The 22,127-nt window shown below is 46.7% G+C and carries 18 protein-coding genes; all 18 read left to right on the forward strand.

Translation table 11 applies throughout. From position 1 onward, the window contains the following. Positions 1–48: 48 nt before the first annotated feature. On the forward strand, positions 49–1,761 hold the full coding sequence (locus tag ACQSGY_RS27705; protein WP_427181801.1) for an ABC transporter substrate-binding protein: 1,713 nt from the start codon (positions 49–51) through the stop codon (positions 1,759–1,761). Between the two features lie 418 nt (positions 1,762–2,179). Beyond that, positions 2,180–3,526: a GH1 family beta-glucosidase gene (locus tag ACQSGY_RS27710; protein ID WP_427181803.1), complete on the forward strand. Its 1,347-nt coding sequence runs from the start codon at positions 2,180–2,182 to the stop codon at positions 3,524–3,526. A 375-nt stretch (positions 3,527–3,901) separates the two neighbouring features. Further along, a complete protein-coding gene (locus ACQSGY_RS27715) occupies positions 3,902–4,165 on the forward strand; it encodes a hypothetical protein (RefSeq protein WP_111268361.1) in 264 nt (87 codons plus the stop codon). Between the two features lie 321 nt (positions 4,166–4,486). After that, positions 4,487–5,461 (forward strand): ubiquinol oxidase subunit II, encoded by a 975-nt coding sequence (gene cyoA / locus ACQSGY_RS27720; protein WP_184183414.1) that lies wholly within the window; start codon positions 4,487–4,489, stop codon positions 5,459–5,461. A gap of 21 nt (positions 5,462–5,482) precedes the next feature. Then, positions 5,483–7,453, forward strand: coding sequence for a cbb3-type cytochrome c oxidase subunit I (locus tag ACQSGY_RS27725; protein ID WP_111268363.1), 1,971 nt, complete (start codon positions 5,483–5,485; stop codon positions 7,451–7,453). Beyond that, positions 7,454–8,074: a cytochrome o ubiquinol oxidase subunit III gene (gene cyoC, locus ACQSGY_RS27730; RefSeq protein ID WP_111268364.1), complete on the forward strand. Its 621-nt coding sequence runs from the start codon at positions 7,454–7,456 to the stop codon at positions 8,072–8,074. Position 8,075: 1 nt separating this feature from the next. Further along, the gene (cyoD, locus tag ACQSGY_RS27735; protein ID WP_111268365.1) at positions 8,076–8,405 is read left to right on the forward strand and encodes a cytochrome o ubiquinol oxidase subunit IV; all 330 of its coding nucleotides are present in this window, start codon (positions 8,076–8,078) and stop codon (positions 8,403–8,405) included. Positions 8,406–8,824: 419 nt separating this feature from the next. Beyond that, positions 8,825–9,805 (forward strand): zinc-dependent alcohol dehydrogenase family protein, encoded by a 981-nt coding sequence (locus ACQSGY_RS27740; RefSeq protein WP_427181806.1) that lies wholly within the window; start codon positions 8,825–8,827, stop codon positions 9,803–9,805. A gap of 138 nt (positions 9,806–9,943) precedes the next feature. Further along, the gene (locus tag ACQSGY_RS27745) at positions 9,944–10,960 is read left to right on the forward strand and encodes a LacI family DNA-binding transcriptional regulator (RefSeq protein ID WP_188594236.1); all 1,017 of its coding nucleotides are present in this window, start codon (positions 9,944–9,946) and stop codon (positions 10,958–10,960) included. A gap of 169 nt (positions 10,961–11,129) precedes the next feature. Further along, positions 11,130–13,460 (forward strand): glycoside hydrolase family 65 protein, encoded by a 2,331-nt coding sequence (locus ACQSGY_RS27750; protein ID WP_427181809.1) that lies wholly within the window; start codon positions 11,130–11,132, stop codon positions 13,458–13,460. Between the two features lie 28 nt (positions 13,461–13,488). Next, on the forward strand, positions 13,489–14,775 hold the full coding sequence (locus ACQSGY_RS27755) for an extracellular solute-binding protein (RefSeq protein ID WP_427181811.1): 1,287 nt from the start codon (positions 13,489–13,491) through the stop codon (positions 14,773–14,775). 59 nt (positions 14,776–14,834) lie between these two features. Beyond that, positions 14,835–15,731: a carbohydrate ABC transporter permease gene (locus ACQSGY_RS27760; protein ID WP_145406001.1), complete on the forward strand. Its 897-nt coding sequence runs from the start codon at positions 14,835–14,837 to the stop codon at positions 15,729–15,731. Positions 15,732–15,742: 11 nt separating this feature from the next. After that, positions 15,743–16,588, forward strand: a complete 846-nt coding sequence (locus tag ACQSGY_RS27765; RefSeq protein ID WP_345799122.1) for a carbohydrate ABC transporter permease — start codon at positions 15,743–15,745, stop codon at positions 16,586–16,588. 56 nt (positions 16,589–16,644) lie between these two features. After that, positions 16,645–18,846 (forward strand): glycogen debranching protein, encoded by a 2,202-nt coding sequence (locus tag ACQSGY_RS27770; RefSeq protein ID WP_427181812.1) that lies wholly within the window; start codon positions 16,645–16,647, stop codon positions 18,844–18,846. A gap of 18 nt (positions 18,847–18,864) precedes the next feature. Then, the gene (gene pgmB, locus ACQSGY_RS27775) at positions 18,865–19,554 is read left to right on the forward strand and encodes a beta-phosphoglucomutase (protein WP_188594232.1); all 690 of its coding nucleotides are present in this window, start codon (positions 18,865–18,867) and stop codon (positions 19,552–19,554) included. Positions 19,555–19,575: 21 nt separating this feature from the next. Further along, positions 19,576–21,225 (forward strand): glycoside hydrolase family 13 protein, encoded by a 1,650-nt coding sequence (locus ACQSGY_RS27780; RefSeq protein ID WP_427181813.1) that lies wholly within the window; start codon positions 19,576–19,578, stop codon positions 21,223–21,225. A gap of 245 nt (positions 21,226–21,470) precedes the next feature. Beyond that, the gene (locus ACQSGY_RS27785; RefSeq protein ID WP_427181815.1) at positions 21,471–21,779 is read left to right on the forward strand and encodes a hypothetical protein; all 309 of its coding nucleotides are present in this window, start codon (positions 21,471–21,473) and stop codon (positions 21,777–21,779) included. A gap of 43 nt (positions 21,780–21,822) precedes the next feature. Beyond that, the gene (locus ACQSGY_RS27790) at positions 21,823–21,987 is read left to right on the forward strand and encodes a hypothetical protein (protein WP_427181816.1); all 165 of its coding nucleotides are present in this window, start codon (positions 21,823–21,825) and stop codon (positions 21,985–21,987) included. Positions 21,988–22,127: the final 140 nt, after the last annotated feature.

Here is a 22,127-nt window from a genome sequence, read left to right on the forward strand (position 1 = left end):
TCGGCCTGTTATATAGATAATACCTTCATACTTAGGGGGAAATAGACAATGAGAGGCAAAATGAAAGGCAGAATAACAGGTAAGACACCCAAAACGTTTGCAATGTTAATGCTTGCCAGTGCAATGCTGGTGACCGCTGGATGCGGCAACTCCGGCAGTAAGGAAACAAACACTGAATCCAGTGGAACAGACCCGATTACGATCTCGTTCTTCGGTGCGGACCCAAGTTCGACCTGGAACAATATGCAGGATGCTGTCGGCAAAGAAATTACGAAGCAAACCGGTGTTACCATTGAAGCTGAATACGATGTGAATAACGGCGGTGAACAGAAAATTGCGTTAATGGCAGCCAGCGGTGACTACCCTGATATGATTTTCCCCAAAGGAAATCTGTCAAAGCTGGTGGATGCGGGCGCCATGCTCGATCTGACGGATCTGATTGAGGAACATGCGCCCAATCTGAAAAAAATTTATGGTGATCAGATAAACCGTCTGAAATACAGCATGGAAGATCAGGCGATCTATACGATTCCGACCATTACGGGTATAGACAACGTCGTATTTGACGCAACAGGCGGATTCGAAATCCAGCAGAAAGTGCTGAAAGAGCTCGGTTACCCTGGAGTGAAAACGCTGGAGGACTATGAAAATGTTCTTCGTGCCTACTATGAAAAGCATCCAACCATCGACGGTCAACCAACGATTCCGCTTACACTGAATGCGGATGACTGGAAGATTATGATTACAGTAACCAACCCGGCCTTCCAGGCTACGGGTGCACCGGACGATGGTGAATACTACATTGATCCCGAGACGTATGAAGCGAAGCTGCATTACAAACGTCCTGAGGAAAAGGAATACTTCCGCTGGCTGAACAAAATGTACAACGAGGGCCTGCTGGACAAAGATACCTTTGTGCAAAAGGATGACCAGTACAAGTCCAAAATTGCAAGCGGCCGCGTGCTGGGTCTGATTGACCAGGAATGGAACTATGGCGAAGCGGAGAATGCTTTGAAATCAGCGGGTAAAGATGACAGCACTTATGCGCACTTCTCTGTATCCTTAAACAAAGACATTGTGGACCATACGTTCCAGCCAACCGGTTTTGACGGTTACGGTATCGGTATTACAACGTCTGCAAAAGATCCGGTACGCATCATCAAATTCCTGGATTGGCTTGCATCGGATGAAGGCCAAGTGCTGCGGAACTGGGGCATTGAAGGCGAGCACTACAAGGTTGAAGATGGCAAACGTGTCATCCCGCAGGATATTCAGGATCGCAAAGTGAATGATAATGCCAATTTCACCAAAGAAACGGGCATTGGAATGTACAATGCTTTCAGTGCTCGATACGGTGATGGGGTAAAAGATTCTACGGGCAATTATTACACAACGAATTTCCCTGAGCAGATTCAGGCTGGATATACCGCGGCCGAGAAGGAAACGTTGAAAGCGTACGGCATCACAACCTGGAAGGATTTCTTCCCGTCTGAAGATGATCTGAAGCTGAAAGAGTGGGGCGCCGCTTATAATATGCCTGTACCTTCAGGCACCGATTACAGTGTGAAGTTCCAGAAAACACAGGATATCGTGCGCAAACGTATTCCGGAAGCGGTGCTGACTACAGCAGCGAACTTCGATGCCACGTATGATGCGTTCCTGGCTGAACTGGATAAAGCAGGTGCAGTGGAAATGGAGAAACAATACACAGAATGGATTAAGGATCGTGTAGCTCTTTGGACAGGAAAAGATGTAAAATAACAATCTGTAATATGTAATACCTTAACTGGTTTAGTAGAGATCGAGAGCTCATTAAATTTACCAAAAAAAGACCCGTTCAGGGTCTTTTTTTTGAACAATGGTGAGGCAGGGCATTGACGCCTTTTTTTGAATCGAATATAATCCTCTTATTGAAAGTACTCTCAGGCTGGGGAAGCCTTAAACTGCTTTGCAACCAAGATATTGCTAACATCAAATAGGTTATTCTTTTATTTAACCTATTTCGAAAACGTTTTAGGAAACTGGTTTCGTTAAATCATACGAAATAAAGAGGGCCACTAGTATCCAAGACCAGCACTCGTAAAGAGGCTGAATGAGGCTTCGAAGCGACCAAAAAAATGATAACGTGACCGCAATTTAGAAAAGCTTGCGAGTCACATCAGAGACGGAGGATTTTATTATGACTATTTTCCAATTCCCCAAAGATTTTCGCTGGGGCACAGCTACGGCATCCTATCAGATTGAGGGTGCTGCGCAAGAGGGAGGACGTGGTGTTTCGATCTGGGATACCTTTGCACGTACACCTGGCAAGGTGTTCAATGGTGATAATGGAGATGTAGCTTGCGACAGCTACCACCGTTACGAGGAAGATATTGAGCTGATGAAAAAGCTCGGCATCAATACATACCGCTTCTCCATTGCATGGCCGCGTATTATTCCGGACGGGGATGGAGAGATCAACCGTGAGGGGCTTGATTTCTATGTTCGCTTTGTCGATGCCTTGCTGGATGCGGGAATTGAACCTTTCCTCACGCTCTATCACTGGGACTTGCCGCAGACGCTTGAGGATGATGGAGGTTGGGGAAACCGTAGAACCGTAGATGCCTTTGTCAAATACGCTGAAGTAATATTCAAAGAATTTTCGGGCAAAATCAATTTCTGGCTTACCTTTAACGAACCTTGGTGTATTGCCTTCCTGTCCAACATGCTGGGTATTCACGCACCTGGTAACAAAGATTTGCAAACAGCAATCAATGTAGCTCATGGCCTGCTCGTAGCACACGGTAAAGCAGTTCAGTCCTTCCGCCGCATGGGCATTACCGGACAGATCGGTATAGCTCCAAATGTATGCTGGGCTGAACCATATAGCAAGTCTCCTGAGGATCAGGCTGCCTGTGACCGCTCCATTGCATTGAACACGGACTGGTTCCTTGATCCGATCTACAAGGGCTCCTATCCACAATTTTTGGTTGATTGGTTTGCAGAAGCAGGAGCAACGGTTCCGATTCAGGACGGGGACATGGAGATTATCTCAGAGCCGATCGACCTGCTAGGTATTAACTATTACACGATGGGCATTAACCGTTTTAATCCAGAGGCGGGTGTGCTTCAGTCGGAAGAATTGAACATGGGACTGATCAAAACAGATATTGGCTGGCCGGTGGAATCACGCGGATTGTATGAATTTATGCATTATTTGCAAAAGTACGGCAACGTGGACGTGTATATTACTGAAAATGGCGCATGTATCAATGATGATCTCGAAAACGGTAAAATCAATGATGATCGCCGAATTTCCTATTACGAGCAGCACTTGGCACAGATCCATCGCATTATCAATGATGGCATTAACCTGAAAGGGTACATGGCCTGGTCCTTGATGGATAACTTCGAATGGGCTGAAGGATACCGGATGCGCTTTGGTCTTGTGCATGTCGATTACCGTTCGCTTGTTCGCACACCGAAGGAAAGTTTTTATTGGTATCAAAATGTGATTAAAAACAATTGGCTTGAAATCCGGAACTAATTGGTTATTTGTACAAGAATAAGTTTCTTCTATTATATATAGGTATATTTAGACTCCTGGACGGCTTTATCGGAATCATCCGATGTGCCGTCTTTTTGTTGTTGTCCAGTGATACAGGGAAAGATGGTTGTTACCTGCAAACGCGAAGTTATTTTATCGTTCAAAAGGGACAGGCAATAATTTCTGTTATGAATTGAGGTTTTTTGGGTTATAAGAAGTAAAGGTGAAGTGTTTTTGGTTTTGTCAACAATATTTCGATAAATAAAGTGTCTAAAATAAGAAATAAATTTGAACATTTGTTGACTAAAATTCATACTAATGTGGTATATTGGTATTAGGAAAGCACTTACAAAAAGGGAAAAGGAAGTGTTTACTATGGCATCGAAAACAGCAATGGTCAGCCAATTAGAGCGTAAAGATAAAAATATGCGGCGCGCAGTTTTGACAATGACAGTTCTGGCATGGGTTGCACTGATTACCGGAGTTGTACTGTGCCTGATTAATTTGAATGATTTTAATGATCGTAATCTGGGGTTGATGGTGGGAATCGGTTTCCTCGTCGGCAGTGTTTTCATCTACGTCATTGCCAAAGCCATTGGTCTGGTTCATACTCGTCATGAAGATGAAGGAGCGGATTAATTATAATCTTGCGAAATATCGTCCATAATAAGACTGGAGTATTCCCTGAAATCCAGTCAATAAAGCCCTTTGCGGATTCGTTGACCATCGTTCAACGGGACTGCAAAGGGTTTTATTTTGTGACTCGAAGTGTAAAGATTACGATGTGCAAATATCAACCGATCCAGCGATTTGTGAGAAAAAATTCACACATTTAGGGTGTAAAATCGACAAATTTGTTAACAAGAATAAAAAAGTCACTCGTTTCTGATATCTTTAGTAGGAAGAGAGTAGTATACTGATTTTTTAGTATTAGCGAATATTTGAGGAGAGGGGATCAAAATGAACAAGAAACCTAGGTCGCTGATTCGGATTATCATTCCGGTTGTCCTGACGTTGGTTACAATTGCATTGATTGTCTGGCCAATGATGGCAGGCGGGCAGTATGTTGTTCTGGATCCGAAGGGGCCTATCGGCGCTTCGCAAAAAGACTTGATTATCATCTCAACCATTCTTTGTGCGATCGTCATTGTTCCTGTGTTGATTTTGTCTGCTGTAATCGTTTGGCGTTACCGCGACAAGCCGGACAATAAAACTGCTTATGAGCCGAACTGGGCTCATAGCACAAAGGCGGAAGTGGTGTGGTGGACGATTCCAATCGTTATCATCGGACTTCTGGCCATCGTTACTGTACGTTATACGTACGATCTGGAACCTTCGAAACCGTTGGTTCACGAAGAGAAAGCACCAATTACGATTCAGGTATCTTCACTGGATTGGAAATGGCTGTTCCTCTATCCTGAGCAAGGCATTGCAACAGTTAATACGCTGAATATTCCGGCAGATCGGCCTGTGAAATTTGAGCTCACTGCAGATTCACCGATGAACTCGTTCTGGATTCCGCAATTGGGTGGACAGATTTACACGATGTCAGGAATGGCGATGACGTTGTATTTGCAAGCCGACCACGAAGGTAAATACTGGGGCTCTGGCGCTAACTTCACTGGTGAACACTTCGGACAGATGCGTTTTGATGTAAATGCAACTTCGGATGAAGAGTTTGACACATGGGTGAAGGAAGTAAAACAGCAATCCCAACCAATGACACAAGAAACGTATGATGCTCTGGCTAAGCCGGGAACAAGCAACGTTGCTTATTTCTCTGAGTTCCCAGAGGGCTTATTCCAGAAAATCGTGACTAAATATGTTGTTGACGGCAAAAGTGCTCACAGCAAGCATGAAGGTTCAAGCTCGAACGAATCTGCTGCTGGAGACAAATCCTTGTCTGTACCGAAAGTAAATACAAGTACGAACTAAAGATTGGAAAGGAGGCCCCCAATGTTAGAGAGATTAAAAGAGTTTGCATCGGAGTTTTTCGTTACCGGCGACCCGCTGATCTATGGAGCAGACGTGGCTATCGGGATTACGATGATTGCGATCGTAACGGTGCTGACTTATTTCAAAAAATGGGGCTGGCTCTGGCGTAACTGGTTAACTACTGTCGATCACAAGAAGATCGGTATTATGTATATCATTGCTTCCATTATCATGTTGTTCCGTGGTGGTGTGGATGCATTGATGATGCGTCTGCAGCTGGCTATGCCTAATATGGATTTCTTACATCCAGAACACTATAATCAGGTCTTCACAACGCACGGTACGATCATGATCCTGTTCATGGCGATGCCGTTTATGTTCGGTTTGTTTAACGTCATTGTGCCGTTACAGATCGGAGCAAGGGACGTTGCATTCCCGTTCCTGAACGCACTGAGCTTCTGGTTGTTCTTCCTGGGCGCAATGCTGTTCAACCTGTCCTTCGTTATCGGTGGTTCACCAGACGCAGGATGGCTGAGTTATCCGCCTCTATCGGAGCTGTCACATAGTCCGGGGGTAGGACAGAACTTCTATATATGGGGTATCCAGATATCGGGTATCGGTTCCCTGGCGACCGGTATCAACTTTATGGTTACCATCATTAAAATGCGTGCGCCAGGCATGAAATGGATGAAACTGCCGATGTTCACATGGTCGGTATTCTCCACTTGTATCATTATCCTGTTTGCATTCCCGATCTTGACTGTGACACTGGCATTGCTCTTCCTTGACAGGTTTGCCGGGGCGCATTTCTTCACCCTTGATCTGGGCGGCAACCCGATGATGTACATCAACTTGATCTGGATGTGGGGTCACCCTGAGGTATACATTGTTGTCTTGCCGGCATTCGGTGTATTCTCCGAGATCGTAAGTACGTTCTCACGCAAAAAATTGTTCGGTTACAAATCAATGGTATTCGCGATGTTGATTATCAGCTTCCTGTCCTTCTTCACATGGGCGCATCACTTCTTCACGATGGGTTCTGGAGCAGACGTCAACGCATTCTTCGCGGTTACAACGATGTTGATTGCTATTCCGACAGGGGTTAAAATATTTAACTGGCTGTTTACGATGTATCGAGGAAGGATTCGCATGGCAACTCCGATGATGTGGACGATTGCCTTTATCCCGTGCTTTATTGTCGGGGGGATGACAGGTGTCCTGTTGTCCGTTGCACCTGCTGACTTCCAGTTCCACAACAGTTACTTCCTGATTGCCCACTTCCACCAAGTATTGATCGGTGGCGTTGTCTTCGGATACTTCGCAGGTCTGTACTACTGGTGGCCTAAAATGTTCGGTTTCCAACTGGAAGAGAAACTGGGCAAATGGGCATTCTGGACTTGGAATATCGGTTTCTATGTCTGCTTCATGCCGCAGTACGCTGTCGGTCTGATGGGGATGACACGTCGTCTGAGCACTTATGGCTGGGATACCGGCTGGTGGGAACTGAACTTTGTTTCCACAATCGGCGCATTCCTGATGGGTGTCGGCTTCTTGTTCCAGGTTGCACAAATTGCAGACGGTATTCGCAAATACAAAACACTCAAAGCTTCTGGCGATCCATGGGATGGTCGTACACTTGAGTGGTCGATTCCTTCACCAGCTCCAGAATACAACTTCGCCGTTACACCGCGCGGAGATGATGTGGATGAGTGGTGGGAAGAGAAAGAACGTCGCGCGAAAGGCATCTATCCGCCTGAGCCTGTTTATGAGCCAATTCATATGCCTAAGAATTCTTCGATTCCGTTCATCATGTCTGTCTTCTGGTTCGTAGCCGGTTTCGGCTTCGTCTTTGGATGGCTGTGGATGGCAATTCTCGGACTCGCTGGCGTGGGTATCTGCATGATTGCTCGTTCCTTCTCTTACGATACGGATTATTACATTCCGGTCGATGAAATCAAGCGTACCGAAGCGTCGTTAAGGGGGTCGGTATAGATGGCTCAAGCAGCCGCTAAGCACGGTGAGAATCATGCACACGGTCATGACCATGGCCACCATGATCCACAAGAAATGAAAATTCTCGGATTCTGGTTTTTCCTGATTTCCGACGTGATCCTGTTCTCCGTATTGTTCGCAACCTTTATTGTGTTGCGTGACAATACGGCGGGCGGACCCATCTTGTCTGAATTGATCAAAATGCCTGGTGTTATTGCTGAAACATTTATCTTGCTCACAAGCTCATTTACGAGTGGTCTTGCGGTTCTGGCAATGAATCAGGGCAAAGTGAAACAATTGATTAACTGGCTGATTGTTACAGCGGTTCTCGGTGCGAGCTTTATCGCACTGGAGGTATATGAGTTTGTTGAGATGGTTCACGAAGGATTCAGCTACACAACCAGTGCAGCTTCCGGCGCGTTCTTTACCCTGGTGGGTACTCACGGACTTCACGTATCGCTCGGTCTGATCTGGATGATCGGATTGATGTTCCAACTGAAAAAACGGGGTATTACCGATGTAACTCGTGGTAAAATCAACGTAATCAGCTTGTATTGGCACTTCTTGGACGTCGTATGGATTTTCCTCCTGTCGATCGTCTATCTCCTGGGGGTGATGTAAGATGGCAGGACACAACTCACATGATACGCACGGTCACGAGCAGCATGGATCATTGAAGTCATATGTCATCGGCTTCATCCTGTCTATCGTTCTGACCATCATTCCTTTGGTTGTAGTACTGAACGACATGATGGGCAAGACAGGAACACTGATTGTTATTCTTGGTACAGCAGCTTTGCAGTTTGTGGTTCAGCTCTTCTTCTTCATGCACATTCGTGAAACAGAGCAACCACGCTGGAACGTTATGGCCCTGATCTTCGGCCTGCTGATCATGATGACCATCGTCATTGGTTCCATCTGGATCATGCTTAACAACGCAGTTGCACATTAATATGCTTTAATCGAGAATCTTCCCGTCTGAAGTTAGGCGGGGAGGTTCTTTTTTTGTTTCTAGATAAGTTAAACTAAAGAATTTACACAGCCACTCCGATGACAGAATAACCTTCCAATCGCTGTTATCCCCAGATTTTTTTGATTCCCCTTTCTAAAGGGAAAATCCGGTGATAAGTGTATGCTTCCGATGTGGCTTTCTTGCAGAAAGCTTTCAGGCGACCGCTTCGCTTTCCAGGTTTTTTCTGTCCTCTCCGTTAATGTGTAAATGAATAGTTTGACTTATATAGCTGTACTATAGAGTGGTTACATAGAAGCTTGGAAGTTAGAAGTGATTATGTGTTAGGATATTTACAAACAGTGGGAAAATACCCCATTTAAAGTGATGTATAGTAAATGAAGTGATAGGGGCGATTACTAGTGAAAGCAAAAGTTATACGTTATCATCGCTTTGGCGCACCATGCAGTGTACTACAGGTTGAAGAAAAACAAGTAATAGAACCTGCCCCAGGAGAGTTGCTGGTAAGGATGTCTGCTCGGCCTATTAATCCATCTGATCTTATTCCTGTTCGAGGAGCATATCCACACCGTACTATGCTGCCTGCTGTTCCAGGTTTTGAGGGGGTAGGGATAGTTGAGGCGGTGGGTCCGGGTGTATCCAATCAAATGCTGGGACGACGTGTATTACCGTTAAGGGGCGAGAATACCTGGCAGGAAATCGTCAAAACTTCGGAGCGATTTGCTGTTGTTGTGCCTGAAGATATTGATGATTACTCAGCTAGTCAGATTTATATTAACCCGGTTACGGCCTGGTTGATCTGTACAGACGTGCTTAACCTTACACATGGTCATACTCTGATTGTGAATGCAGGGGGATCTGCATTAGGGCGAATCTTCGCGCAGCTATCACAGATTTGTGGATTCCAGTTGATAGCGATTACAAGAAATGATTGTCATACTGTTGATTTATTACGTCTCGGGGCTGTGTCTGTTGTGAATACAACTAAGGAGCTGTTACTGGAGAGAATTGCAGCACTAACAGGAGGACGTGGTGCTGATGCCGCTGTGGATTGTATTGGCGGGACAGATGGGGAACAGCTGGTGAATTGTCTGAAGCCGAGCGGTACGGTCATCAGTGTTGGCCTGCTATCAGGAATTACACCATTATGGCATGAAGTAACAAAGGGAACACAGGTTAATGTGCGGCTTTTCTGGTTAAAGCACTGGGTTGAACGCTGTTCGCAAGAACGCTGGGAACAGGTATTTCATGAGTTAATGGAGCTAGTTAGAAGTGGCAGACTTGTCATGGCAAACATTGGGGCGGCTTTTGAGCTAGAGAATGTACGACAGGCTATTGCAGCGACTGAATCTGGCGTAGAGGGGAAGGTACTCTTATTATAGCAATACTTACTTGATACTAGTTTGAATTGCAACATAACCTCTCCCTTTTTCAGGAGTATCGAAAAAAGTCTTGATTTTTTGTTCTGAATGCGTATACTCATGAATATAAGTAATCCGAAACGTTTTGGAGGAAAGCAATTGGCTACAATTAAGGATATTTCACAAATGACGGGTTTTTCAATTACAACCGTGTCCAGAGCGTTGAACGGCTATTCGGACGTCAGCGAAAGTACGCGGAAGTTGATTAAGGAAGCGGCAGAATCATTAAGCTATAGTCCTAATGGTCTGGCAAGAGGCCTGGTCATGAAGGAAACCAAAACGCTGGGATTGCTCGTATCAGGCATGACGTATAAGAACATCGATAACAACTTTGTATTTGAAGTGTTATGCGGCATCAATGATAGTGCTGCCAATTCTGCTTATGACCTGATTTTGTTCAGCACGAATACTGCGAAGCAAAAAATGAAAACGTACACACAGCTGTGCAGGGAACGAAAAGTGGACGGCGTTATTCTCCAGGGTGTGAAGACGGATGATCCGTATTTGCAGGAGGTGTTGGATAGTGACATTCCGTGTGTGCTTATTGACGTTCCTATCGACAGCAAGTATGTAGGTTTCGTGTCTACGAATCACAAGCAGAGCGCACAGACAGCAGTGGATCATCTGATTGATTTGGGCCATCACAACATTGCTATGGTGAACGGTTACCCGGAGGCTTTTGTATCCAAGGAGCGTTATGAAGGTTATGCCGAGGCGATGAGAAATGCCGGAATAAGCTTGAGATCGGAATACGTTGTCAACGGTAATTTTACCGAAGAGGAAGCACAGCAGCAAGCGACCGAACTATTGAAGGCGTATCCTGAAATCACTGCAATATTTTGTGCAAGCGATATGATGGCGCTTGGGGTGATGAAAGCGGCCGGTGAACTTGGCATCGCTGTTCCACATCAATTGTCAGTCGTAGGATTCGATGATATTCCGACTGCCACCTATTTTCAACCGCCACTTACGACCATCCGGCAAAATATGTATCAGCTGGGACATGAGGCTGCAAACCTGCTGATGGGTATGTTGAAATCCGAAGACAGTCCCAAGTACAAGATTTTGGAAAATGAATTAGTTATACGTTCATCAACAGCCGAGCCGGGCCGTTAACATTCTCAGCAGGAGCTACTGAACTGCGGTCTGGATTGCTTGTGTGATGAGTAGAAGCAGGGATAACCGAAATGTTTTTATGTAATCCGAAACGTTTCGGTATTATTTTCAGTAAAATCCAAAACGTTTCGGATATAAAAAAGATGGATAGACATAGGGGGAATGCAAATTGCTGAAATACGATTCAATTCATGGTGAAAGCAGTAACTGGCTGATCACTGAAACCGGGTTTGATCCCGCACATCAAGGAAAAGGAGAGGCTGTGCTGTCACTTGGAAACGGATACATGGGGCTGCGCTCCGCAACAGATGAAAATTACGTTGGACAGGTGCGAAACTGGTTTGTATCCGGTACCTTTAACAAGTTTGATGAGCATGAGGTAACCGAGTTGCCTAACGCTGCCGATGTAACCGAACTGAATATCACGCTGAATGGGGAGACCTTTAGCCTGGAAAAGGGAAGAACAATCGGCTACAGCCGCCAGTTAAATCTTCGTAACGGGGAACTCACCCGGGATATTGTATGGCAGAGTCCCAAGGGAGAACGCTTTGAGCTTCGGTTTCGCCGTTTCGTGTCTCTGAACAATCTTCATCTGCTTGGCTCATCCGTAACGATCAAGCCACTTGATGTTCAGGCGCGTGTGCACATTGCATCCGGCATTAATGGACAATGGACCAATTCCGGTGCACAGCATTTTACCGAGGGTGAAAAGCGGATTTTTGACAAAACGTATATTCAGATGGTATCCACAACAACGCAATCAGGCATTGATTTTGTAACAAATACTGTGCATTACTGGCACTTAAACGGTCAGAAGATCGAGCCGGAGCTGCGCCAAACGATGGGACGCCGCAAGGTAGGCATTGAAGGAACAGTAACTCTGGAAGCCGGACAATCGGTAACCCTGGAAAAAATCTCGAATGTACATACCAGTCGTGATCGGGTGTACAGAAGAGGTAAGTATTCACTGGAGCAGATGCGGGAGACCGCGCTGACAGAGCTGAAGCAGGAGTCGCAAAAAGGGTATGATCAGTTATTTCGTGAAAGCGCTGATGCTTGGGCCGATACCTGGTCCACTTATAACATTGAAGTGGAGAGCACAAGCGGGTATGACCAGCTTGCCATTCGTTTTGCCATCTATCATCTCGTCATTATGACACCTGCTCATGATAATCGTATGGGAATCGGGGCGAAAGGATTAAGTGGTGAAGGATACAAGGGTCATTCGTTCTGGGATACGGAAATCTTCATCCTGCCATTTTTCATCTACAGCAATCCCAAGATCGCAAGATCCTTGCTGGAATATCGATATCAGGGATTGGAAGGGGCACGAAGCAAGGCCAAGGAGAACGGGTTTGAAGGCGCTATGTATCCGTGGGAAGCAGCCTGGATTGAAGATGGCGAAGTTACACCGGTGTGGGGAGACGTTGACATCATCACCGGAGAACAGACGAAGATCTGGTCGGGGTTCATTGAACAGCATATAACATCTGATATCGCTTATGCGGTATGGCATTATGCGCAATCTACAGGCGATGAGGCATTCATGGAGCAGTATGGCTACGAGATCATTTTTGATACAGCCACATTCTGGGCCAGCCGTCTGGAATGGGATGAGTCCAAGGGGCGTTATCACATCAACGAGGTTGTCGGACCGGATGAATATAAGGAACATGTTGACAACAATGCCTTCACCAATCATATGGCTCACTTCAATATGGAGCTTGCCATCCAGTATTATGAGAAGCTTCAGCAGGAGAAGCCGGAGCTGCTCAAGGCGTTGTCCGCGAAACTTGACCTGACATCTGCTCGTGAAGCGTGGAACAGGCTGGAACAGCTTTATCTGCCGGGTCCTAATGAACAAGGAATTATTCCGCAGGACGATACCTACTTGCAGAAAAAAGTCATTGATCTTACCCCTTATAAAAATCAGACCAAAGTCGCCAGCATCTTCAATGACTACAATCTGGATCAGGTTGGTGAAATGCAAATTTCAAAGCAGGCTGACATCATGATGCTGTTCTTCCTGCTTGAGAATAAATTCGAACCCGATATCAAACGTGCCAACTATAACTACTATGAGGCAAAAACACTGCATGATTCCTCATTATCTCTTTCGACACATAGTATTCTTGCCAGTGACTTCGGGGATCGTTCACTAGCCTATGATCTGTTCCGCCGTGCTTCCGAGATCGATCTCGGACCCAATATGCACTCTTCGGATGCAGGTATTCATTCGGCTTCACTAGGCGGCATATGGAAATGTGTTGTGATGGGTTTTGCCGGTGTACGTATGCTGGATGGCCAGCTCCATCTTGATCCCAAGCTTCCTGAAGCCTGGAGTCGCCTCAAGTTCCCGCTATACTGGCATAACCAGCTTTTGCATATCACCATCACGTCAGAGGGCATTCTAATCGAAAGTGATGCAGAGGAAGAAATTTCCCTTCTTCTGTCCGGTCAGCAAGTTACTTTCAGCAAACGGTTTCAAACCTTGGTTTAACATAATTCCATGTGGGAGGTCATTTAAAATGAAAAAAGGGTCCTCAAGTTTGGTCATGATGCTGATTCTGGTATTAGTGTTATCTGCATGTTCTTCAAGCGGAGGCAATAGTGCGGAAGGTGGCAAAGGAGAGAAGATAAAACTCACCTTCTCCGTATGGGGGGATGTCAACTCGGGTGCGGATGAAGTAAAGCTTGCGGAGGAATTCAATGCTGCACACCCTGATATCGAAGTAAAGTTTGAACCTATACCAAGTGAAGGCTATGGAACAAAGCTCACCACATCCTTGGCCGCAGGTCAGGCACCGGATGTGTTCCTCGTTGGTGAAGGTGACTATTACAAATACGTGGACAAAGGTGTAATTGAGCCGCTAGATGACTACTTGAGCAAAGACACTTCGTTTAATCTGGATATTTTCCAAAAGGATCTCATTGAAAATATGAAAATCGATGGCAAACAATACTATCTGCCTAAAGATTTCAACCCTCTTGCTCTGTGGTACAACAAACGGATGTTTGATGAAGCGGGAATCCCTTATCCAACCGATGAGTGGACATGGGATGACATGATTGCAACTGCTCAAAAGCTGACTAAAAAAGATGGCAATAAATACACTCAATTCGGATTTAATGCAGGCAAATGGGAGTATCCGATCTATACGTACCTCTGGGATTACGGTACTGACATCGCAAGCGAGGATGGAACAACGGCGGAAGGTTACATGAACAGTGAAAAAACGATAGCGGCAATGGATCAATATGTTTCCTGGTCTAAAGGGGATAATCGTGTATCTCCGACGCCGCTGGACTCCGAGACGCTTGGCGGAGATTCCTCAATGTTCATGACAGACAAGCTTGCCATGATGATTACAGGCCGCTGGATCAAAGGTGATCTTGATAAATCCGATGTTCAATATGGTTCTGCACTGATTCCTAAAAATACCGACGGTACTCGCTCAAGCATCATTGCAAGTGCGGGTTGGGCAGTTAACGCGGCTGGTAAACATAAAGAAGCCGCTTATGAGTTAGTAAAATGGTTGTCTGGTACAGATGCCCAGAAGCTTCGCTCTGCGAACGGTAAAGTGCTGCCAGCCACTGTGAAGGAACTGGATGAAGTCAAAGCCAAAGAAGTAGCTGACAAACCGGTCATCGAGATGATGGATTATTCTAAAAAACCGATCACGATGCGTTCTGCCAATGGACCTGTGTTTGTTGAGGAATTCACCAAGGCGCTGGAGAAAATGCTGCTCGGCAAACAGGATGTCAAGGGTGCTCTGGATGAAGCTGCGAAGAACGTTGACAGCAAAATCAAGTAAAAACCATGCGGGTGAGTCGGCGGCCATGCCGATTCACCTTCTTCATCAAGGAGGCTGCTATGCGCAATTCTAAATCCGAGCGTGCCGGGTATTGGTTTATCATGCCCTGGTTTGTAGGTTTGCTGCTCTTTACTATTGGTCCAATGTTATTCTCCCTGCTGCTGGCTTTCAGTAAATGGGATATTATTACAGGTGTAAAATCCATCGAATGGGTTGGGCTGGACAATTTCAAAACGATGTTTCATGACGAGCTGTTCTATCAATCGCTGAAGGTTACCTTTATTTTCGCACTGGTCTCTGTACCGCTGTATCAGGCAGCATCTTTGCTGATTGCGCTTATGCTGAATATGCGGAATAAGGGAATGAAATTTTTCCGTTTAATTTATTTCATGCCATCGGTTATTCCGGCTGTTGCGGCATCGATGATGTGGATTATGATTTTCAACCCGGAATATGGCATTCTGAATCGTGCACTTGCCTTTTTCGGTGTACAGGGTCCAGCCTGGCTTCAAGATCCAAGCTATGCGCTTGGTGCACTGATTGTTATGGGTTTGTGGGGCATTGGCAATACCATCATCATTTATTTGTCTGGCTTGCAAGGCGTTCCCGAGGAGCTGTACGAGGCGGCGAACCTGGATGGTGCAGGACCGTTTCAACGGTTTTTCAACATCACACTTCCGATGATCTCCCCTACGGTGTTCTTCAATGTCATTATGGGGATCATCGGTGGATTCCAGTATTTCACCCAGGCATTCGTCATGACCAACGGGGGACCGCTGAACTCGACCCTGTTCTATAACCTGTACCTGTACAATAAAGCCTTTACCGATTTCGAAATGGGCTATGCTTCCGCATTGTCCTGGGTATTGTTCATCATCATTCTGGCGTTTACGCTGCTGGTCATCCGCAGTTCTTCCATGTGGGTCTATTATCAGGGCGATAACGAAAAGGATTGAGAGGAGGAGCAATGATGAATCAAGCAATGACACGAAAACCGGCCTACTCGAAACTATTCTCCCTGCTTATGCTTATTGCTGGTGCGGCCGTCGTGCTGATCCCGCTGTTATGGACATTTGCAACATCGCTGAAGACACCTGCCGAGGTGTTCAAGGACGATTTTTTCCCGGCAGTATGGATGTGGTCCAACTATAAGAATGCTATTTTGGCGATTCCGTTTTTTACATTTTTGAAAAATACGCTGATTATTCTGATCCCGGTATTAGTCGGCACCGTGTTCTCGGCCGCTCTGTGTGCGTATGGCTTCGCCCGGTTTAATTTCCGTGGCAAGCGCACATTGTTTCTGGTGCTGCTGGCAACGATGATGCTGCCTTCACAGGTCACGATGATACCGATGTTCATCATGTTCAAGGAAATCGGCTGGGTTGATACATTTTTGCCGCTCATTATCCCTGCATTTTTCGGAGGCGGTGCGTTTAATATCTTCCTGATTCGCCAGTTCATGCGCGGTATTCCGCGTGATCTGGATGAGTCGGCTTTTGTGGACGGGGCCAACAAAATGCAGATTTTTACCAAAATTATGCTGCCGCTGTCCATGCCGCCGTTGATTGCCGTATCCATTTTCACCTTCATGGGCGTATGGAATGACTTTCAGGGACCGCTCATTTATCTGAATTCCAGTGATAAGTACACGCTGGCTCTCGGGCTGTCGATGTTTAAGGGACTGTACAATGTGGAATGGAACATGCTGATGGCGGCAACGATGCTGATTATGCTTCCGCCACTTATCGTATTCTTTGTTGCACAAAAATACTTTATTGAAGGTATCTCCATCTCTTCTGCAATCAAGGGCTGACCAGTCTGTATGACGGAAGAAATGAGTGTTAAGCCAAACGGCAGAGGAGGACAACGATGGCGTCATTAACAAGCAGACATCCATTTAATTTGTATTACAACGCAGGAGAATATGTGAAAATTTGCGGTACCCAGGATGGCTACTTTCCTGACTTTGGGCATCATATGGCAAATGAAATGGGCGGAGTGTGGCTCCACCCGATCAAGCTGCTGGACGGATTCTGGCTGAAGGTCACCGACCTGGATCGCGATATTGCTGTGTGGGCGAGGGCAGACGGCTACACAAGCGAGTCATGGGGTGGAAGCCGGTTCGATTATGATCACGGGTTGAGCCACATTCCGGTATCCATTGAACGCAGTCAGTTTGCCCCCGATGATGAAAAGGGCATGGTCGCAGAGTATGAAATCAGTGCATATGGCAAAGGAACAACCCGGCTCAAGCTGGAGCTGCTGTCGCGTACCGATCTGCGTCCAGTCTGGTATTCCGATGAAATCGGAATTATTGCGGGAACTGGCGAAACAGCGGAAGAAATCTCATCACGCAAAGTCATCGTAAAGGATAATGCACATGACTGGTATGTCATGATTGGAAGCGACCTGACAGGAACGGACATAAGAGTGGGGCCTGAGATTTACGGACCTGAGCTGACGGCAGGCAAGGGTACGGGTGTTTCTTTTGTTACCGAATGCTCGCTGCAGGAGAAAGAGGTATTCCGCTTCAGGTTATTTGTGGCTGGCTCGGAGTCATCGCGTGAAACCTGTGAGCAGACATACGCTGTCATCGAACGTGATTACATCAGCTTGAAAGAGCAGAAGCAGCAGTTCTATCACAAGCTGGATGAGCGCGCCGTGCTGACCATTGAAGGTGAGGATGAGCTGAACGAGCAGTTCGCCTGGGTGAAGCGTAATACGCAGTGGCTGGTACAGCAAGTGGATGGTATTGGCCGTGGATTGACGGCAGGTGGACCCACATATCCGTGGTGGTTCGGCTGCGACAGTACCTATGCTCTTCAAGGTGTACTTGCTACAGGAGATCATCAATTGGTGAAGGATACGTTGAATTTATTGCTGGAGAAATCCCGGGAAGCAAATGGCAATGGCCGTTTTGTACATGAAGTTACAACGATGGGGGCTGTATCCAATCCGGGCAACACGCAGGAGACAGCGCATTATATTGCCTTTGTGTGGGAGATGTTTCTGTGGACAGGGGATGAGACACTTCTGCGCGAGCATTATGATTACTGTGTTCAGGGCATCAAGTGGCTGCTGGAGGAGATGGATCAGGACGGAGACTTGTTCCCTTCCGGTTACGGCATTATCGAGATTGCCGGACTCAATATGGAACTGATCGACAGTGCAGTATACACTGCCAAGGCTCTTCAGGCGCTGGAGCAGATGAGTCTCTATTTGGGTGAGACGGAGCGGCATGAGACGTATCAGCAGCTGGCTGAACAAGCGGTACGCGCCGTGAATGCGGTGTATTGGTCTGAGCAAAACAGCCTCTATGCAGATGCGGTTGCTCCGGTTTCCGATATTTTGCCCAAGGTGGATTACATGGTTTCTCTCGCTGAAAAGCAAGGCATCACGGGTTACCGGGAGTATGTGGACGGATTACTGGCAGACGCAGGTGAAAGTCAGCAGGACCGCGGCTGGCTGCTGAATAAAAATTGGGTCATCGTTACTCCGATGGAAGCGGGAATCGCTGATCAGGACAAGGCAGAGCGTGCGCTGGAGACCATGAGAAGCCGCGACTTCATCGGTAATTATGGCACGTATCTTGCTGCCATCTACCAACAGGGCACGATGACCATTTCAACCGGAGCACACACTGTTGCAGAAGCAGCATACGGCCATCCGGATCATGCGCTTGATTTACTGCGACGGATGGGGAAAAGCTTCTCCCGTGTGCTTCCTGGCTCCTTCTCGGAAATGTCGCCGGACTACGGCTGCGTGGTGCAGGCATGGACCATCTATGCGCTGGCTGTGCCGGTAGTACGATACTTCTTCGGTATTCAGCCGGAAGCCCAACATCGTCGTGTAACCCTGGCACCGGATATGCCTCAGGCATGGAAACATAAGAGCTGCAGTCTGGAGCATGTGGCGGTAGGCGATGCGCAGTTCGATTTTTATTTTGAAACACGTGAGGGCAAGCGGTATGTTAGCATTTCCAACACAGCAGGCTGGACGGTCGTTCTGGACTGGAAGGGAAAGAGAAGGGAAAGCAGCGAGATACGAATCGAATGGCAACTGGAGCAATGACATGGGAGGAACGGATAGATGAAAGGAAACAGAGCACTTCAAGCCGTTATTTTTGATCTGGATGGTGTCATTACCGACACGGCGGAGTACCATTATATAGCGTGGAAGAAGCTGGGGGAGTCACTGGATATTCCGTTTGACCGGGAATTCAACGAGCAGTTAAAAGGCATTAGCCGTGAGAAGTCACTGGCCCGCATTTTACGTCTGGGCGGCAAGGAGCACGTGTATTCGGCTGAGGAAAAGGAAGAGTTTGCACATCGCAAAAACGAGCACTATGTCTCGCTGCTGAATTCACTGACCCCGGAGCATACCTATCCTGGGATTCGGGAATTGCTGCTTGAGCTGCAAGCCTCTGGAATTCCGGCGGTGATCGCCTCAGCCAGCAAAAATGCCCCTCAAATTTTGAGGGCGCTGGAACTGGAAACGATGTTCAGCTATGTGGTGCATCCCGATTCCGTGCCGCGAGGCAAACCTGCTCCTGACCTGTTCTTGCGAGGAGCAGAGGAAGTTGGCGCAGACATTGAAGCGTGCATCGGCATTGAGGATGCGCAGGCAGGGATCGAGGCTATCAAATCCGCAGGCATGATTGCCATAGGGATCGGTGAAGAGGCTGGGCTTAAAGCTTCCGGAGCCGATGTGGTGCTGAAGGATACGAAACAGCTGTCCCTGTCATTTCTGGAGCGTACGTTGCAGGAGCACAGCCATTAATTGAATAAGGGGGACGGCAGTATGGAGCGGGCATGGTGGAAAGAAGCCGTAGTATACCAGGTGTACTGGCGCAGCTTTCTCGATGCAAATGGGGACGGCATTGGTGATCTGCAGGGCTTGATGCTGAGACTCGAGTATATTCAAAGTCTGGGCATTGATGTCATCTGGTTAAATCCCATTTATGAATCACCGGATAAAGACAACGGATACGATATCGCAGATTATTACCGTATCATGGCAAAGGCGGGAACGATGGAGCAGTTCAGACAGCTGCTGGACAAGGTCCATGAACTTGGCATGAAGCTCATTATGGACCTTGTGGTGAACCATACTTCCGAGCAGCATGTATGGTTTGAAGAGTCACGTTCATCCGTCGATCATCCGAAACGGGACTGGTATATATGGAGGTCAGGCAACCAGGATGGGCCGCCGAATAACTGGCGCTCTTACTTCGAGCCATCGACATGGACCTATGACGAGCAGACGGAAATGTATTACTTCCATTCCTTTGCCAAGGAACAGCCTGATTTGAACTGGAAAAATCCTGAGCTCCGTCAGGAGATCTACAGAATGATGCGCTTCTGGCTGGATCAGGGCATTGACGGATTCCGGATGGATGTTATTAATCTGCTGGCCAAGCAGGAAGGATTCCCGGATGCGGAGCATCCAGAGCGCATTGACTATTTGGGCAATAATCCGGGCATTCATGAATATTTGCAGGAAATGCATCGTGAGGTTCTCCAGCATTATGACATTATGACTGTAGGAGAAATCCCTTTTGTTACACCGAAGGAAGGTCTTCTGTATGTAGGAAGCAGCCGTAAAGAGCTGCATACCTTGTTCCATTTTCAGGTGGCGGATGATATGCCTGTATGGGATTTGGCGCGTTACAAAGAAATTCAGCAGAGCTGGTATGAAGTGTTCAGCGAGGAAGGCTGGAACTCCCAGTTTCTGAACAATCATGATCATACCCGTCAGGTGACGAGGTACGGCAATGATGCACAATATCGTGTGGAGTCCGCCAAATTGCTGGCGACGATGATTCACACTCTTCCAGGAACACCATATGTATTTCAGGGAGAAGAGATCGGCATGACCGGCGTTCGTTACTCTTCTATTGAAGAATATCAGGACATTGCCATGAAGAACAAATATAAAGAAGAAATCGGGAAAGGTCGCGCGCCAGATGAGGTTCTCCGCAGTCTCCAGCCGCTGAGCCGGGATAATTCCCGTACCCCGATGCAGTGGGACGGAAGCAAGCATGCCGGATTTACCAAAGGTCAGCCATGGATTCAGGTGAATCCTAATTATGAAGTGATTAACGTTGAGCGTGATCTGGCTGCGGAGGACTCCATATTTGCATATTATCAGCAGCTGATTGCTCTGCGTAAAACACACGCAGTTATGGTCTATGGAGATTACTGTGACCAATCGGCAGGGGAAAAGCATGTATATGCCTACAGCCGCAGCCTGGATGGAGTCATCTGGCTTGTTATACTTAACCATTCCGACCAGGAGCAGCTCTATCGTGTGCCGCCATCATTAAGTGACCGGTATGCCAATGCTCGTCTGGTTATCGGCAATCTGGAGCGCTCAACCTCTGACTCTGATGTGGTTACAAACGGCAATCTTTGTTTGCGTCCGTATGAGGCGCTCATTTACTCATTATAATGTAACGCAAGCATAACCAGCACCTGACGGGAGGCTCCCGCCAGGTGTTTTTGTTATTAAATCAGGTTGGTAAAATACAAAAAAATACAAATTAGGATTACATGTGTTATTATCATGGGGGAATGAGTGCAGTGCTGCAGGTGGAAGAAAACAAGTATCAAAACCTGCCCCAGGAGAGTGTTGGTGGTAAGGATGTCTGTTAAGCCAATTAATCCATCTGAATGAAGAGTTAGAGGTGATTACTTATGAAGCTTTTGAAGAAAGCGCTGTATTTAGGCATGTTGTGTATGGTCTTGGCTTCATTATCTGCATGCTTGCAAAAAACGGAGAGTGAACCTGTTACAGACGATTCGGAGCCTGGTCCTCCGGCAATGGAAGTTTCCTTGCAGGAAGCGGAAGCCAAGGTTCCTTTTCCAATCAGGCAGCCTGTAGTACCTTTTGAAGTAACTGAGCAATCCACAAGGATTCTGGAAACCGATGGAACATATGATGCGGTTGAACTCACTTATGCGAATAAGGAAGAAGGTACAAATCTCATTCTCCTGATCCACTAATTCCAAAGCGGATACACCTCCAAAAGGCAAGAAGGAGCAGCTGTTGGCGAATGGTTCACCAACGTGGGATCAGAGCAACGAAAACGTAATTGCCATCTATTGGAGATATGAGGGATTAACCTATGCTCTCGTGTCGGGCAAAAACAACAATCTTGAACCGCTGTATGATTACGCGACATTAAAGGAAATAGCAAATACGATCCAATGATTTTAATTATTTTATAAATAAAGGTACACAAATGGTACAAAATGAACTAAAATGAACTTATATAAACTTTAATGAACATCAATGAAACATCAATGGAACATCATCAAGGTCAGAAGATGTCAGGCACACATGAAATCATT

The sequence above is a fragment of the Paenibacillus sp. TC-CSREp1 genome, from assembly GCF_050171015.1.
Taxonomy (GTDB): Bacteria; Bacillota; Bacilli; order Paenibacillales; family Paenibacillaceae; genus Paenibacillus; species Paenibacillus silvae.

Coding starts and splice junctions, on each gene's coding strand:
- ACQSGY_RS27705 (WP_427181801.1), top strand. CDS start 49: ATGAGAGGCAAAATGAAAGGCAGAATAACAGGTAAGACACCCAAAACG.
- ACQSGY_RS27710 (WP_427181803.1), top strand. CDS start 2,180: ATGACTATTTTCCAATTCCCCAAAGATTTTCGCTGGGGCACAGCTACG.
- ACQSGY_RS27715 (WP_111268361.1), top strand. CDS start 3,902: ATGGCATCGAAAACAGCAATGGTCAGCCAATTAGAGCGTAAAGATAAA.
- cyoA (WP_184183414.1), top strand. CDS start 4,487: ATGAACAAGAAACCTAGGTCGCTGATTCGGATTATCATTCCGGTTGTC.
- ACQSGY_RS27725 (WP_111268363.1), top strand. CDS start 5,483: ATGTTAGAGAGATTAAAAGAGTTTGCATCGGAGTTTTTCGTTACCGGC.
- cyoC (WP_111268364.1), top strand. CDS start 7,454: ATGGCTCAAGCAGCCGCTAAGCACGGTGAGAATCATGCACACGGTCAT.
- cyoD (WP_111268365.1), top strand. CDS start 8,076: ATGGCAGGACACAACTCACATGATACGCACGGTCACGAGCAGCATGGA.
- ACQSGY_RS27755 (WP_427181811.1), top strand. CDS start 13,489: ATGAAAAAAGGGTCCTCAAGTTTGGTCATGATGCTGATTCTGGTATTA.
- ACQSGY_RS27760 (WP_145406001.1), top strand. CDS start 14,835: ATGCGCAATTCTAAATCCGAGCGTGCCGGGTATTGGTTTATCATGCCC.
- ACQSGY_RS27765 (WP_345799122.1), top strand. CDS start 15,743: ATGATGAATCAAGCAATGACACGAAAACCGGCCTACTCGAAACTATTC.
- ACQSGY_RS27770 (WP_427181812.1), top strand. CDS start 16,645: ATGGCGTCATTAACAAGCAGACATCCATTTAATTTGTATTACAACGCA.
- pgmB (WP_188594232.1), top strand. CDS start 18,865: ATGAAAGGAAACAGAGCACTTCAAGCCGTTATTTTTGATCTGGATGGT.
- ACQSGY_RS27780 (WP_427181813.1), top strand. CDS start 19,576: ATGGAGCGGGCATGGTGGAAAGAAGCCGTAGTATACCAGGTGTACTGG.
- ACQSGY_RS27785 (WP_427181815.1), top strand. CDS start 21,471: ATGAAGCTTTTGAAGAAAGCGCTGTATTTAGGCATGTTGTGTATGGTC.